We start from the raw sequence: 14473 nt of genomic DNA on the forward strand, positions 1-14473 counted from the left end.
AAGTAATCGGGTATTTTGTTGATTAAACTCTCTACTTAACCAAAATAGAATCAAGGCGTCAGGCTAATGAGTAATGACTGGATCGGCTATAGCGATTTTATAGGATTGGCAGCATCTTATGGTTATGCGATCGCTCTCCTTCTATTTGGTGAAGCGCTAGGTAGAGTATTTCATGTCCAGCCGAATCTTACTCGTAAGATTATCCATGTAGGTGCGGGAATGTGGGTATTTGGTATACTTCTGCTTTTTCACCGCTGGGAAATTGGGATCGTGCCTTTTGCTACGTTTATTGCAGTTAACTATTTACTCTATCGTTACCGAATTGTCGGTGCAATGGATACTGAGGATAGTTCACCAGGGACGGTCTATTTTGCGATTTCTGTAACACTCCTGTTTGCACTGCTGTGGCGACCTTCTGGCCCAGTAGATAATGTCCCTATTGCTGTAGCTGGAGTGATGGCTATGACTTGGGGAGACGCCCTAGCAGCATTAGTTGGGAGGCGTTTTGGTCAGCATAAATACCAAGTGGGAACTTCTGTCCGTTCTTGGGAGGGTTCAGTAACCATGTTTCTCGCAAGTACGACAGCGATTTTTTTGGTGTTACTTTTACTACCTGATTCGTTACTGAGTCCGTTAGCAATAGCTTATGGAGTTAATAAAGCTTTATTGGCTGCTGTTGTTAGTGGGACTTTGGCGACGCTAGCTGAGGGAGTTTCACCTCATGGAACAGATAACCTCAGCGTTCCCTTGGTGACAGCAGCAGTAGTATGGATTTTAATTAATAATTCGTAATTTGTAATTAGATGTTTATATATTCCAATTGCGGCGGAACTGGAAGAAACTTTCTAGAAATTCTTGTCTAGAAAGGTTGCTATTCAATTTTTGTTTATGCCACTCTCTGAAAGATTTTTCTAAAATTTCTGAGAAACTAGGATATACAGGAGATAAGTTTTCTAGCTGTTGTATTTTAAGATTTTGGGACATTGCCAAAGCAATAAAATTAATTAATTCTCCTGCGGATTCGCCAAATATCTCGGCTCCTAAGATTTCGCCATTACGTAACAATATTAATTTACAAATGCCTGTAGTCTCGCTACGAATTTGGGCTGCTGCTACTGTTTTAAAATATTGTCGCACTACTAAAACTTCATGACGATTATACTTGCGCTTGGCCTTGTTTTCTGTAAGACCTACTTGCGCTAACATTGGCTGAGAAAATATTGCTAAAGGTATGCACCGATAATTAACTCGCGACTTTGAAAAAAAGAGGGCATTGTTTAACGCTATTCTCGCTTCATAATTAGCGACATTGGCAAAGTCATAGCCACCAATCACATCACCACAAGCATAAATGCGAGGATTAGTGGTTTGTAATTTCTCATTCACCACTAGATGACGCCGATACCATTTCACGTCTACTGCTGCTAAATTTAGGGATTCAACCTTAGGCTGCTGTCCAGTTGCTACTAAAATTTCATCGGTTTCAATGGCTTTATCTCCTGCTTGAATCCACTTTTTATCTTCAATTCGCATCACCTGGGTGACTGGTGTTTGAGTGATAACACGCACGCCATCAACTTCTAATTGTGCCTGAAGTAACTGGGATATTTCTGGATCGAGATCGGGTAATATTTGGGGACGCTTAACGATGAGTGTCACATGGCAACCTAAGCGTGCTAAGGTTTGAGCTATTTCTATGCTTTGAGGAACGCCACCAAGAATTACCCAATTTTTAGGTAATTTTGGAGTGGGGTTTCCTTGCCCGGACAAGAGGAATTGCCAAATATTTGATAGGGTAAGGTAGCCTGTGGCTGATAATCCATCGATGTCGGGAATGGTAGGACGCGAACTACTAGCTAGCAAATAGTTACGTGCCCGTAGTCGGCGATCGCTAACGGCAAATGCTAAATGGGGTGAAGCTTGAAATTGACCGCTGTCAAAAATGACATCCACTCCTAAAGCGGCTAGGTTAGCGGCAGAATGCTGTGCTTCCACATTGGAGGCAACGCCTTGAGCATATTGCATCGCCTCTGGCAATACTACAGATATGGGAGATTTGCCTGGGGTTTCAACCTGTGAGGCATGAATATTTAGACCAACTACATCGCGTAGATGCTGCGCTAGGTTGCTGATTTCGCTAATCGCATGGTGATATAGAAACCCATAGTTAATTTTGGGTTCCACCAAGGCAACTTTAGCTCCTAATTGGGTTGCTACTAAGGCTGCGTAGCGTCCAGCAAGACTGCCACCAATAATCACAACATCGTAGTCAATGGTCATTTGTCATTGGTCAATGGTTATTGGTCATTGTTCATCAGTTAGCGGCCAATAAAAAATCAAACATAAATTGGCCGCTAACGAGTGACACAAAACTTATCAATCAGCACTTATCACTGAGTGTAGCGCTGTGAGTAAGCTTTGGTTGTCTGCTTGAGTACGTACAGCAACCCGGAAAAAGCGATCGCCTAGTTCTTTAAAACTCAGGCAATCGCGAATTAAAATCTGGTGGTGCGTCAGTAATTGCTGCTGCAACTGCAAAATAGACTGTTTTGACTCTACCAGTAAAAAGTTAGCAGCGCTGTTTTCTGGTTTTAATCCTGGAATTGCCGCCAACCCCTGAAGGAGTTGAGTTCTTGCAGGTGGTAGCCATAACCAGGTTTGCTCTTGAAATTCCCTATCTTGAAGTGCAGCTATCGCCGCCGCTGATGCCAACGTATTGACAGGCCAGGGGTCGCGCCACAACTGCCATCTAGATAGGCGGTCAGGATGAGCGATCGCATATCCCAGTCTCAGACCAGGCAGACTGTAAAATTTTGTAAGCGATCGCAACACTACTAAATTGTCATATTCCTGCACTAGCGAAATCAGACTTTGTTCCTCATCGGGAGGCAAAAAGTCCATAAACGCTTCATCTACCACTACCAAGGCAAATCGATCCAGGTAGGGGAGAATCGATTCCCGTAAAAAAAGTTTTCCTGTTGGGTTATGGGGATTGTTTAGGAGTAGCCCTGACTTCTTTAACTTTTGTGCATTGTCAAGGAAAGATGACAAATTACCCAATTCCAAATCAACAGGAAACTCCAGTAATTGAGCGTTATACGCCGAGAGAGTCCGGTAGTAGTCGCCAAAGGCTGGAGTAATTACAACTGTTGCGGCTAATTCTGCTAATTCCCGACCAACTAAAGTAAGTAATTCTGCTGAACCATTGCCCGGCAGAATCCACTCAAACGGCAGTTGATGGAAGTGACTGAGAGCGAGCCTCAGTTCACTGTAATTAGGATCTGGATAGTGCCTAAGATTACCGATTTGGGATTGAATAGCCGCGATCGCGCTATTCGGTGGCCCCAAAGGGCTAATACTGGCAGAAAAATCCAGAATAGCAGCAGGGGGACAGCCAGCCAGTGCTGCTGCCCAAGCTAAATTGCCCCCGTGTGCTCTTTGCCGCATCAAATCAAGGTTCCTAAAAGCAGAACCTACGATTTTGGGGGTGCAACCTTCTCCCTAAACAACTTACCAGCAGAGAACGCAGGAACCTTGGTAGCAGGAATTTCCATCTTCTCATTGGTTTTGGGGTTACGACCTTCACGGGCTTTACGTTCCCGTGATTCAAAAGAACCAAATCCTACCAGCGTTACCTTATCGCCAGAGGAAACAGCTTCAATGATCGTTTCCAAAGCCGCAGTCAGAACAGCGTCTGCTTGCTTTTTGGTTACACTAGCCTTTTCAGCTACAGCATCAACTAATTCGCCTTTGTTCATATCAAACTCCTTGAGGTTTACTTGAGATCCGTTCATAGATGCACCCTGATACATCCTTACGGAAATCTCTGTTGGCTTCAATACAAAAGTCATCCTTTGGGAGCATTTTTACTCAAAATGGCTGCAAATCCCATTGGCTCGACTTTTCAATGAATCATTCTAAGGTGTAGTAGCCTGATGTGAACATATGAAACCATTAATTTATATAGATTTCAGGATTTTTTGTGTTTTTGGGGTGATTGTTTCCCTCGAAACCACCCCATTAGTAGGAAAAAGTACTTAGTAAAAACCCCTGTTGCGAGGGGAACAGGGGGGATGAGGGAGTGTGGGGAGTGTGGGGAGTGTGGGGAGACAAGGAGGAAGTTTTGTCTTGTCTTTCCTTCTGCCTCCTGCCTTCTGCCCTCTGCCTTTATAATTTCTTACTTACAACCTAAAGATTCGCGGGTATCTACGCCAGTTTTAGGATTAACGCCCGTGGCTTTTGCGCAAAGTTTCTTAACCTGCGGCCCGTCTAAGACGGCATTGGTAAAATCTGCGCCTGTGATGTCAACATCATCAAAGGTGGAACGCAACATCATGGCATCTGTGAAGATAGCATCGCTTAAATTAGCACCCCTAAACTTTGCTAAATAGGCGATGCCATTACTAAAATCGACACCGTGTAGATTAACTCCCTGCAAAACCGTACCGTTAAACACGCCACCGCGGAGGTCAGCATTACTAAAATTAGCGTTTTCTAAATTAACATTGGTAAATTCAGTGCCGATGAGATTTTGACCAGAGTAATCTTTACCTTTAAGTTCGTCGCCAGCAGAACGGGTAATACTGGAAGAACTTGCAGCTTGCGCCGATAAGGGGAACAAAAAAAGAACCATAGCTAAGACAAAGCTAGCTAGCAGTTTTCCATACTTCATAATTTTTTCTTAATAAATCTCAACACTTCTGTCATTAATTATTAAACCTCACTGGCTTGGAAATAGGGCATTGGCATTTCTCCCTTCCCCACACTCCCTCATCTCGTAGGATAGATGTTGAAGTGCGATCGCAAAAGCAAAAATAGCTGTGGCTAATCAAGAATCAGAAATCGCCCAATCTTTGGTGCGAACTCCTTTATATCAAATAGCTGTAGAACTCAGGGCACGCCTCACCAGCTTTGGTGGTTGGGAAATGCCTGTGCAGTTTATTGGTATTGGCAAGGAACATGAAGCTGTGAGAAATGCAGCAGGAATGTTCGATATTTCCCACATGGGTAAATTTACTCTCCAAGGTCAAAACCCGATCTCTCAGCTTCAGGTTTTAGTTCCCTCCGATTTAAACCGTTTAAAACCCGGTCAAGCACAATACACAGTATTGCTAAATCCTCAGGGCGGAATTATTGACGACATTATTGTTTATTACCAAGGTGAAGACAGCACTGGTAATCAACAAGTAGCGATTATTGTCAATGCCGCAACCACAGCTAAAGATAAAGCTTGGTTATTGCAACACCTTGACCTAAATACAGTTGAATTTCAAGATTTATCAAAAGACAAAGTTTTAATTGCCGTACAAGGGCCAAAAGCCATTAATTATCTCCAGCCTTTTGTAGAAGCAGATTTACAACCAATTAAAGCGTTTGGTCATCTCCAAGCGCCAGTACTAGGAAAAACAGGCCTCCTCGCCCGCACAGGTTACACTGGCGAAGATGGATTTGAGGTGATGGTAGATCCAGAGGTAGGCGTAGAATTATGGCAACGTCTTTATGATGCTGGTGTAATTCCCTGCGGTCTGGGTGCTAGAGATACCCTCAGATTAGAAGCAGCAATGGCACTTTACGGTCAAGATATCGACGACAGCACTACCCCCTTAGAAGCGGGTTTAGGTTGGCTAGTTCATTTAGATACCAAAGGTGATTTTATTGGGCGTGCAGTTTTAGAACAGCAAAAAGCCGAGGGATTGCAGCGTCGGCTAGTAGGTTTGCAAATGCCAGGCAGAAATATTGCCCGTCACGGGTATCAAGTATTATCTTCAGGTAAAGTAGTAGGAGAAGTTACCAGCGGTACACTATCACCTACTCTCGGTTATCCTATTGCCTTAGCTTACGTCCCTTCTGGACTAGCCTCTGTTGGTCAGCAACTAGAAGTGGAAATTCGCGGTAAAGCTTACCAAACATCCGTCGTTAAACGACCTTTTTATCGCTCAAAGAATCGAGTAACTAACTAAGGTCAATAGTCAGCAGTCAACAGTAAATGGACTCTGGACTTTTGACAACCCCTTGATTTATTGTGCCGATTAATTAATCTACAGTATGGTTAATTACCAGATGTGCCTTGGATAAATCTTGAGGCAGTAACTTTTTGATGTGGAGAGGAAAATAATATGTCTTTTGAATATCCTCAGGATTTGAAATACCTGGATACTCATGAATATGTGCGCATAGAAGGTGAAATTGCGACCATTGGCATTACTGAGTTTGCTGTCGATCAATTAGGTGATGTTGTATTTTTGGAATTGCCAGAAGTTGGCGATGCTATTACTAAAGGTGATACCTTTGGCTCGATTGAATCAGTAAAAGCTGTTGAAGACTTGAATTCGCCCGTCACCGGTACAGTTATTGAACGCAATGAGGAATTAATTGAGTCTCCAGAACAAGTAGCAGAAGACCCATACGGCGAAGCGTGGTTCCTCAAAGTTCGCGTCAATGACCCCGATGAAATCGAGGATGCCTTGAGTGCAGACGAGTATCGCGCCCAGGTGGAAGGGGAGTAGAAAGCAGAGGGGCAGGGGGATGAGGGAGTGTGGGGAGTGTGGGGAAAGAAGGGGGAAATAAGTAATAACCAATGACTAATGACCCTTGACCCTTGAACGCCAGTTCACTCAACGGAGGGAACCTCCGCACGTGACTGGCTCCTCTTGACAAATGCCTGATGCCCCATTTCCCATGCCCAATACCTTATATTTATTGCAAAATATTAAATAGTTCCATCGGGAGAGCAATTTGTGGTACAAGCCCCTATTCCCAAGTCTAGCGATCGCCAAATCTTAGACCAAAGGAAGCATAATTTAAATAATTTTATACAAAGGCATATTGGGCCTAACTCTGATGACATTCGGCAAATGCTTGGTGTCTTAGGCCTTCCCAGCCTGGATGCGCTCATCGATAAAACTGTACCTCAAGGAATTCGGCTCAAAGAAGCACTAAAATTACCAGAGGCGCAAACTGAGTACGCAGCACTGGGCCAGTTAAAAAAAATTGCTGAGAAAAATCAGGTCTTCCGTTCATTTATTGGGATGGGATATTACGATTGCATTACGCCACCAGTAATCCAGCGAAATATCCTGGAAAACCCCGGTTGGTATACTGCTTACACCCCTTATCAGCCAGAAATTGCTCAAGGACGCTTGGAAGCGTTGCTAAATTTCCAGACTTTAATTATTGACTTGACGGGTTTGGAAATTGCTAATGCTTCATTACTTGATGAAGCCACAGCAGCAGCAGAAGCCATGAGCTTAAGTTATGGTGTTTGTAAAAATAAAGCAAATGCCTATTTTGTTTCCCGTGAGTGTCATCCCCAAACTATAGATGTCCTGCAAACAAGGGCTAAACCTCTGGGGATAAACATTATTATTGCTGACCATCAAACCTTTGATTTTGCTCAACCGATTTTTGGGGCGATTCTCCAATACCCTGCTAGTGATGGTACTATTTACGACTACCGCGCTTTTATCGAAAAGGCCCATGCTAAGGGTGCATTGGTCACGGTAGCAGCAGACCCTTTAAGCTTAACTTTACTGACACCTCCTGGTGAATTTGGTGCTGATATTGCGATAGGTAGTACTCAGCGCTTTGGTATTCCCTTGGGGTTTGGAGGGCCTCATGCGGCATACTTTGCTACCAAAGAAGAGTATAAGCGGCAAGTTCCAGGGCGAATTGTTGGTGTATCTAAAGATGCGCAAGGTAAGCCTGCTTTGCGTTTAGCATTACAAACCCGCGAACAACACATCCGTAGAGAAAAAGCCACAAGTAATATTTGTACTGCACAAGTGCTGTTGGCTGTAATGGCGAGTATGTACGCTGTCTATCACGGCCCGGATGGACTGAAGAACATTGCTGAGAATATCCATCAGCTAACTTTAATGTTGGCAGCAGGATTAAAGCGTTTGGGTTACAGCATCAGTTCAGAACCTTTCTTTGATACCCTGCGGGTGGAGTTGGGAAGGCGCAATTTAAAAACAATTCTTGAAGGTTGCCAAGCTCGTAATATTAATTTACGGATTTTTGATGACACTGCGGTGGGAATCTCCTTAGATGAGACAACCACAGTTGATGATGTTGTAGAACTTTGGCAGATTTTTGCGGGTTCTGATCCCCTTTATTTCAGTTTTCAAGAAATTGGAGACTTGATTGCAACACAGCGCCCATCCGCTTTACAAAATTCAACTTTTGCCCGTACCAGCAGTTACCTCACTCATCCCGTCTTTAACCGCTATCACTCCGAAACCGAATTACTACGTTATCTACACAAGTTAGAAACTAAGGACTTGTCTTTAACTACATCGATGATTCCTTTGGGATCTTGCACGATGAAGTTAAACGCCACGGCGGAGATGATACCTGTCACCTGGGAGGAATTTGGCAATATTCATCCATTTGCGCCCTCATCCCAAACGCTAGGTTATCAAATCTTGTTCCAGCAGCTTGAGGCGTGGTTAGCAGAAATAACTGGCTTTGCGGGAATTTCTCTCCAACCAAATGCTGGTTCTCAAGGTGAATACGCCGGACTTTTAGTGATTCATCAATATCACGAAAGCCGAGGAGAAGGACATCGCAATGTCTGTTTGATTCCGACTTCAGCACACGGAACTAACCCAGCTAGTGCGGTGATGTGTGGGATGAAGGTTGTAGCAGTTGCTTGTGACTCCCAAGGTAATGTTGACCTGGATGACCTCAAGGCGAAAGCGGAAAAACATAGTCATGAACTCGCCGCTTTGATGGTGACATATCCCTCAACTCATGGCGTTTTTGAGGAAGCCATACAAGAAATCTGTGCTGTAGTTCATGAACACGGCGGACAAGTTTACATGGATGGGGCGAATATGAACGCCCAAGTCGGGATTTGTCGTCCCGGAGATATTGGTGCGGATGTCTGCCATTTAAACCTACACAAAACTTTCTGTATCCCTCATGGTGGTGGCGGCCCTGGTATGGGGCCAATTGGCGTGGCTTCCCATCTCGTACCATTTCTCCCCGGACACCCAATAGTCAAAACAGGAGGTACGCTTGGGGCGGTAGCTGCTGCGCCTTGGGGTAGTGCTAGCATCCTGGTAATTTCTTGGATGTACATTGCCATGATGGGTGCAGCTGGTTTGACACAAGCAACTAAAGTGGCAATTCTCAACGCTAACTATATTGCCAAGCGACTTGAGCAGTATTATCCCGTTTTGTATCAAGGGAAAAATGGTCTAGTTGCCCATGAATGCATTTTAGATTTGCGATCGCTCAAAAAATCTGCGGGTATCGAAATTGATGATGTTGCCAAACGGCTGATGGATTACGGCTTTCATGCGCCCACTGTCTCCTGGCCTGTAGCAGGTACAATCATGGTGGAACCAACAGAAAGCGAATCTAAAGAAGAATTAGATCGTTTCTGTGAGGCTTTGATTGCTATTCGCCAAGAAATTGCCGAAATTGAATTAGGTAAGGTGGATGCACAAGATAATCTCTTGAAAAATGCCCCCCATACTGCCGAAAGCCTCATTACTGGTGAATGGACTCATCCCTATTCTCGCGAACAAGCAGCTTACCCCGCACCTTGGACTCGCGAACATAAATTCTGGCCTGCTGTGGGTCGTATTGATGCTGCTTTTGGCGACAGGAATTTTGTTTGTTCTTGTCTTCCAATGGAAGCTTATTCACAGCAATAGGTAGCAATAAAAAATAACTCTTGAAATATCACGCAAAGTCTTTATGTCTTTGCGTGATTTTATTTATTAAATTAGCAAGGGAAACGAACTTAACAGAAGCGATCGCAAAATCTCCCACTAATATCAATTCTCCAAAATAAAACTACACATAGACAGCAGGGTGCAGGGGAGAATTATCTGTAGCTGGGATGTAGAGAAATTGTATAAAAGCAAATCTATAGTCATTTTGAGGTACTTCAAAGTCATGTTGCAGTACTTCAAAGTCGTGTTGAAGTACCTCAAATTCGTATTGGAGTACTTCAAATTCGTATTGGAGTACTTGAAAGTCATGTTGAGGTACTTCAAATTCGTGTTGAGGTACTTGAAAGTCATGTTGAGGTACTTCAAAGTCATATTGGAGTACCTCAAATTCGTGTTGAGGTACTTATCGCAATTAATTTTGTTGGGCTACAAAATGAGTTTGTGTTTGGATATAATTGCACTTTGCTGAAAGAGGACAATTATTACAAAGCGGATTTTTTGCCCTGCAAACCATCGCTCCAAAATCTAGCAAGGTTAAATTCCACTTGCCAACTTCCTTATTGGGAGCAATTATTTCTGCTGCACTCCAGAGAATTTTACAGCGCGATTTAACCCTTGCTCCTTGCAAGCTAAAGAAGCGTTCGATGATGCGAGCTACGTTAGTATCGAGTACTGCTAGCGGTTGATTGAAGGCTTGAGAACAGATAGAACGAGCCGTATATTTACCAATTCCAGGTAATTCAAGTAAGTGCTTTTCTGAATCAGGGATTTTTCCTCCATACTTCTCTAAAATTATGCGATCGCACTGATACAATCTTTCTGCTCGGAAGTAAAGGCCTAAAGGCTCAAGCAGTTCGCTCAATTCATCAATGCTAGCCTGGGCTAAGTTTTCGAGCGTAGGATATTTAAATAGAAATTCATTATAGATAGGAACAACCATAACTGCATCTGTTTTTTGCAGCAAATATTCTGCGATGAGAATGGCATAAGGATCGCAAGTATTGCGCCAAGGAAAATCGCGTAAATTTTGAGTTCCCCATATCAAGAGATGCTGACGAAACCATTTAATTTTTAATGGGTTCAGACTAGATGTTATGTTTTCTTGAGACTCTTTAGTTGAACCCTTCACGATGATTTTCTCAATTCGGCTAGTTCTTCTTTTAAAGACAAAGGTTGATATCCTAACGCAAAGGCTTTGGAACTATCCAAAGATACATCTGCTGGTCTAGGCGCTGCCATTTTTACATCTTGTTGTCGGCAACCTTGAAGTTTAGCGTCAGGAACTTGAAATACCTCTACTAATAACTTACCAAAATCGTAGCGCGAAATTCTTTCTTTACCACCTAAGTGAATTAATCCTTGCACTTTATCTAAGGCTAGTAACAGTCCTTTAGCCGCAGTTGTACCGCTTGCTGGTGTGCGGAATTCATCTATAAATAAATTTAGTTCTTTTCCGGCTTGTAAGGTTTCAATAAATGGCTGGATAAAACTTTTAGCGGTAGGTGTAGCTATCCCAAACATTAATGGCATCCGACAGATTGCGGTATTAGGATATCGTTCTAACATACCTGCTTCAGCTTTAACTTTTTGCTCGCCATAAATACTTACAGGACACACTGCATCTGTTTCTTTATAGGGAGAATTTAAGCCATCAAATACTAAGTCAGATGATGTAAACGCGCAAGGAATTGCACGCTCGGCACAGAGTCCGGCTATATTACAGGATGCTGTGACGTTAATTGTGTAGGATTCTTGGGGATGAGTTTGGCAAAAGTTAGGTTGAGAATGAGCAGCCGTATGAATAACTGCTGTGGGATTAATTTGATTAAATATATGTTTTAATTCTTGATAATCTGTCAAGTTGACTTTTATCAAATTCACTTCGGGTATTTCTAGAGAATGAGAAAGATAAGTGCCATAAATTTCCCATTCTGGTTTTGCTATTTGGCAAAGATGCCATCCTAAAAAACCACTTGCTCCTGTAATTAGTAATCTTTTCATATATATTTAAAAATACTCTTTATCTAGATAAACTAGACAATATATTATCGTGATATGGAATTTTTAAAGTATAAGTGTGACTTCTGTGCCTCTGTAGTCGATCAGTTATATTTTTTACCACAAAGCCACAGAGACAGAGAGGTAAGAGATTAAAAAGAATTTTTTGACGGAAATTTTGATCTGCCTTGAAAGAACTAGTTCTACTAAATAGTTAACTCTCGCCAGGTTCTTTGACCAACTATTCCATCTACGGTTATATTACGCCGATTTTGAAATGCTTTGACAGCCGCTTCTGTTAACGGGCCAAATGCTCCGTCAATTCGTAGCCCATAGCCATGAGAAACTAATAATCGTTGTAAGACTCTTACAACTACACCTGAGCTACCAAAACGTATAGTTGGCATAGAGCTATTAGAATTTTGGACTCTGGCTTTGGCTGTTAAACTATCTGCTATGACATACCCAGAATGATGCGATCGCTCTTTGTTGAGTTGTTTAACTAACTTTTCTTGATAAAATTCAGAGGATAAGGGCGTAGCAAAGGAAGTTCCATCTGTCTCCATAAATTCTGGCGGTGTAACTTGCGCAGTTGGAACTACATGAGCTAACTGAATTTGTATAAAATTTTGCTCGCTATTTTCTAGATGAAGCGGTTGCTGCTCCGGTAAATCGGCTAAAGATGGTTGTCCTGTTGTTAACACGCCTGTCATCAGCAGGCCAATTTCACTCATTATAGTTCTTTGTTCTAACACCGATATTTCATTTGACACGCTGAACTGCTTTTATTCCGGAATAATGCATAGGAATAAATAAAAAAATCGTGTAATAATTTGTCAGCAAAAAATTCTTATTATTTAGATACAAAATATGGTAAAGACATAAAATTTTTATGTCTCCAAGAGAGAAATAGATTTAACTATCAATGATAAATATTCATTAATGAAGATGACAGATGTAGTCAGTTTTTACTCTTTTTCCGTCGAGAATTAATACGCATCATTTTCTATCGCTCAACATACAGTTACTTGATGGTTGATGCCTGGATTTTTACTTTTAGATAGAATATAACAGGTGCAGCAATAAAGATAATAAGAATTAAATAGCGATCGCAGTATATAAATTATCGTCAAGTACTTGTATATTTCACCTCTATTAATGTATTCGTTGAATTTTGGGGCGAACAAGATAGAGGATACATACTTAAACTTATGACTTATGTTAATTCGCGCCAAGTGCGAGAACCGACTACTCCATCTGCACTTAAATTTCGCTGGTTTTGAAAAGCTTTAACAGCAGTTTCAGTTAATGCACCAAAAACCCCATCAACTTTCACAGCATAGCGATTATTTAATAGCAACCTTTGTAACACTCTGACAGCATCACCTGAATCACCAAAACGTAGAGTTGGGAGACTGCGGTTAGCGGTAGCTGCGGTATTTAAAGGTTGTGCTCGATCTGGATGTGTTTCCATAATTCTCAGGTAATGTGGAATAAAATAGCGATCGCTCTCGATTAAAGTGTAAGCGATCGCTAATAAAGTTGCTGTTTGTTGGTAACTAACCGATGCCATCAATGACTGGGTGGAAGTAGAAAGCTATGCCCAATACTGTATAAGCAGCTAATAATAACGTGCCTTCTAGCCAATTGGATTTACCATCAGAACTAATGCTGTTGGCAATCAACACAGCTACAGCAACAGCTACTAATTCAAAAGGTTGAAAATTTAAATCCATCGGTTGACCGAATATCCAGCCTGCGATTACTAAAACAGGTGCAACAAATAAAGCAATCTGCATACTCGATCCCACAGCTACCGAAAGAGAAAGATCCATTTTATCTTTCATGGCTACGGTGACTGCTGTGGCGTGTTCCGCAGCGTTACCCACAATCGGGACAATTATTACCCCAGTAAATAATGCTGTCAAGCCTAATTGCGATGTAGCAACTTCCAAAGAATCAACTAGCATTTCCGACTCTAGAGCTACTAAGAGCGTACATATTAGCAGTACACCACTCCATAACCAGAGATTTGGTTTTTTATGGGGAATTTCGTCTATCTCTGCTTCTACCATTCCCACTTCATATAAATAGGCGTGGGTTTTCATCGAAAATAGCAGCGTGAGTGCGTAAACCAAGATTAATACTATGGCAACAGCAACAGAGAAATGTTGTAGAGTTGGTCTGCCAATCCCCTTGGAGGTAATATCCATTGCTGTAGGTAGCAAAATCGCGATTACCGCCAGATTCATAGCTGAAGCATTTACCCGCGCCACAATTGGCTGGAATGTCTGTTCTTTATGACGTAATCCTCCTAAAAGCATAGAAAGACCCATCACTAGGAGTAAATTACCGATAATCGATCCTGTGATACTGGCTTTAACTACATTCACTAGTCCAGCTTTCAGCGCCACTAAAGCAATAATTAATTCCGTAGCATTACCAAAAGTGGCATTTAACAACCCCCCTAAGGAAGGGCCAACTACTACAGCAATTTCTTCTGTGGCTGTACCCATCCAAGCTGCTAAAGGCAAAATTGCTAACCCAGCTGTAATGAAAACTATCAAGTCTCCCCACTCTAAAAAGTGAGCTGCTAAGGAAACTGGGATAAAAAGTAACAAAACGAGAAAAATAATGTTTTTAACTGACATTGGTCACTTTAAGTTGAGGGTATTTAGTCACAGATGTCTGTATAGTCTATACTCATCGGGAATATTGACTGTGACATCATGAAGCTGGAAGAAATCAGCCTCAGTTGTACAACCCTGGTTGAGGGCTGAAGTTCTTTCCCC

13 protein-coding genes are annotated in these 14473 nt (G+C 42.2%); 4 read left to right on the forward strand and 9 right to left on the reverse strand.

What is annotated here, in order from left to right; all coding sequences use genetic code 11:
• Positions 1–66 precede the first annotated feature (66 nt).
• Positions 67–792 carry a diacylglycerol/polyprenol kinase family protein gene (locus AACU33_RS25455; RefSeq protein WP_096591827.1) on the forward strand — a complete coding sequence of 242 codons (726 nt, stop codon included), beginning with the start codon at positions 67–69 and terminating at the stop codon, positions 790–792.
• A 15-nt stretch (positions 793–807) separates the two neighbouring features.
• On the opposite strand, the gene AACU33_RS25460 is transcribed toward AACU33_RS25455, so the two are convergent.
• From AACU33_RS25460 to AACU33_RS25475, 4 genes are all read right to left on the reverse strand, one after another.
• A complete protein-coding gene (locus AACU33_RS25460; RefSeq protein ID WP_096591830.1) occupies positions 808–2280 on the reverse strand; it encodes a dihydrolipoyl dehydrogenase family protein in 1473 nt (490 codons plus the stop codon).
• Between the two features lie 96 nt (positions 2281–2376).
• A complete protein-coding gene (cobD, locus tag AACU33_RS25465; RefSeq protein WP_096591832.1) occupies positions 2377–3447 on the reverse strand; it encodes a threonine-phosphate decarboxylase CobD in 1071 nt (356 codons plus the stop codon).
• 26 nt (positions 3448–3473) lie between these two features.
• Complete coding sequence (locus AACU33_RS25470) at positions 3474–3758, reverse strand: HU family DNA-binding protein (protein ID WP_009457351.1); 285 nt, start codon at positions 3756–3758, stop codon at positions 3474–3476.
• Positions 3759–4177: 419 nt separating this feature from the next.
• Positions 4178–4672 carry a pentapeptide repeat-containing protein gene (locus tag AACU33_RS25475; protein ID WP_096591835.1) on the reverse strand — a complete coding sequence of 165 codons (495 nt, stop codon included), beginning with the start codon at positions 4670–4672 and terminating at the stop codon, positions 4178–4180.
• 148 nt (positions 4673–4820) lie between these two features.
• On the opposite strand from AACU33_RS25475, the gene gcvT reads away from it, so the two are divergent.
• From gcvT to gcvP, 3 genes are all read left to right on the forward strand, one after another.
• Positions 4821–5960 (forward strand): glycine cleavage system aminomethyltransferase GcvT, encoded by a 1140-nt coding sequence (gene gcvT / locus AACU33_RS25480; RefSeq protein WP_096591837.1) that lies wholly within the window; start codon positions 4821–4823, stop codon positions 5958–5960.
• 156 nt (positions 5961–6116) lie between these two features.
• The gene (gene gcvH / locus AACU33_RS25485; protein WP_096591840.1) at positions 6117–6506 is read left to right on the forward strand and encodes a glycine cleavage system protein GcvH; all 390 of its coding nucleotides are present in this window, start codon (positions 6117–6119) and stop codon (positions 6504–6506) included.
• Between the two features lie 231 nt (positions 6507–6737).
• Positions 6738–9662: an aminomethyl-transferring glycine dehydrogenase gene (gene gcvP, locus AACU33_RS25490; protein ID WP_096591843.1), complete on the forward strand. Its 2925-nt coding sequence runs from the start codon at positions 6738–6740 to the stop codon at positions 9660–9662.
• A 433-nt stretch (positions 9663–10095) separates the two neighbouring features.
• Here the strand turns inward: gcvP and AACU33_RS25495 are convergent, their stop codons facing one another.
• The 5 genes from AACU33_RS25495 to cax all read right to left on the reverse strand — a co-directional run bounded on the left by AACU33_RS25495 (position 10096) and on the right by cax (position 14332).
• Positions 10096–10812 (reverse strand): A/G-specific adenine glycosylase, encoded by a 717-nt coding sequence (locus tag AACU33_RS25495; RefSeq protein WP_339376282.1) that lies wholly within the window; start codon positions 10810–10812, stop codon positions 10096–10098.
• Positions 10809–11684 (reverse strand): SDR family oxidoreductase, encoded by an 876-nt coding sequence (locus AACU33_RS25500; RefSeq protein ID WP_096591845.1) that lies wholly within the window; start codon positions 11682–11684, stop codon positions 10809–10811. Before AACU33_RS25500 ends, AACU33_RS25495 begins: the two co-directional genes overlap by 4 nt.
• A gap of 203 nt (positions 11685–11887) precedes the next feature.
• Positions 11888–12415: a peptidoglycan-binding domain-containing protein gene (locus tag AACU33_RS25505; protein WP_096591848.1), complete on the reverse strand. Its 528-nt coding sequence runs from the start codon at positions 12413–12415 to the stop codon at positions 11888–11890.
• Between the two features lie 482 nt (positions 12416–12897).
• Positions 12898–13254 carry a peptidoglycan-binding domain-containing protein gene (locus AACU33_RS25510; RefSeq protein WP_339376284.1) on the reverse strand — a complete coding sequence of 119 codons (357 nt, stop codon included), beginning with the start codon at positions 13252–13254 and terminating at the stop codon, positions 12898–12900.
• Positions 13241–14332, reverse strand: coding sequence for a calcium/proton exchanger (cax, locus tag AACU33_RS25515; protein WP_096591851.1), 1092 nt, complete (start codon positions 14330–14332; stop codon positions 13241–13243). Before cax ends, AACU33_RS25510 begins: the two co-directional genes overlap by 14 nt.
• Between the last annotated feature and the right edge of the window lie 141 nt (positions 14333–14473).

This window comes from Calothrix sp. NIES-2098, from assembly GCF_963875125.1.
Taxonomy (GTDB): domain Bacteria; phylum Cyanobacteriota; class Cyanobacteriia; order Cyanobacteriales; family Nostocaceae; genus Aulosira.

Coding starts and splice junctions, on each gene's coding strand:
- AACU33_RS25505 (WP_096591848.1), bottom strand. CDS start 12,415: ATGAGTGAAATTGGCCTGCTGATGACAGGCGTGTTAACAACAGGACAA.
- AACU33_RS25510 (WP_339376284.1), bottom strand. CDS start 13,254: ATGGCATCGGTTAGTTACCAACAAACAGCAACTTTATTAGCGATCGCT.
- gcvH (WP_096591840.1), top strand. CDS start 6,117: ATGTCTTTTGAATATCCTCAGGATTTGAAATACCTGGATACTCATGAA.
- AACU33_RS25460 (WP_096591830.1), bottom strand. CDS start 2,280: ATGACCATTGACTACGATGTTGTGATTATTGGTGGCAGTCTTGCTGGA.
- AACU33_RS25475 (WP_096591835.1), bottom strand. CDS start 4,672: ATGAAGTATGGAAAACTGCTAGCTAGCTTTGTCTTAGCTATGGTTCTT.
- AACU33_RS25455 (WP_096591827.1), top strand. CDS start 67: ATGAGTAATGACTGGATCGGCTATAGCGATTTTATAGGATTGGCAGCA.
- cax (WP_096591851.1), bottom strand. CDS start 14,332: ATGTCAGTTAAAAACATTATTTTTCTCGTTTTGTTACTTTTTATCCCA.
- AACU33_RS25470 (WP_009457351.1), bottom strand. CDS start 3,758: ATGAACAAAGGCGAATTAGTTGATGCTGTAGCTGAAAAGGCTAGTGTA.
- cobD (WP_096591832.1), bottom strand. CDS start 3,447: ATGCGGCAAAGAGCACACGGGGGCAATTTAGCTTGGGCAGCAGCACTG.
- AACU33_RS25500 (WP_096591845.1), bottom strand. CDS start 11,684: ATGAAAAGATTACTAATTACAGGAGCAAGTGGTTTTTTAGGATGGCAT.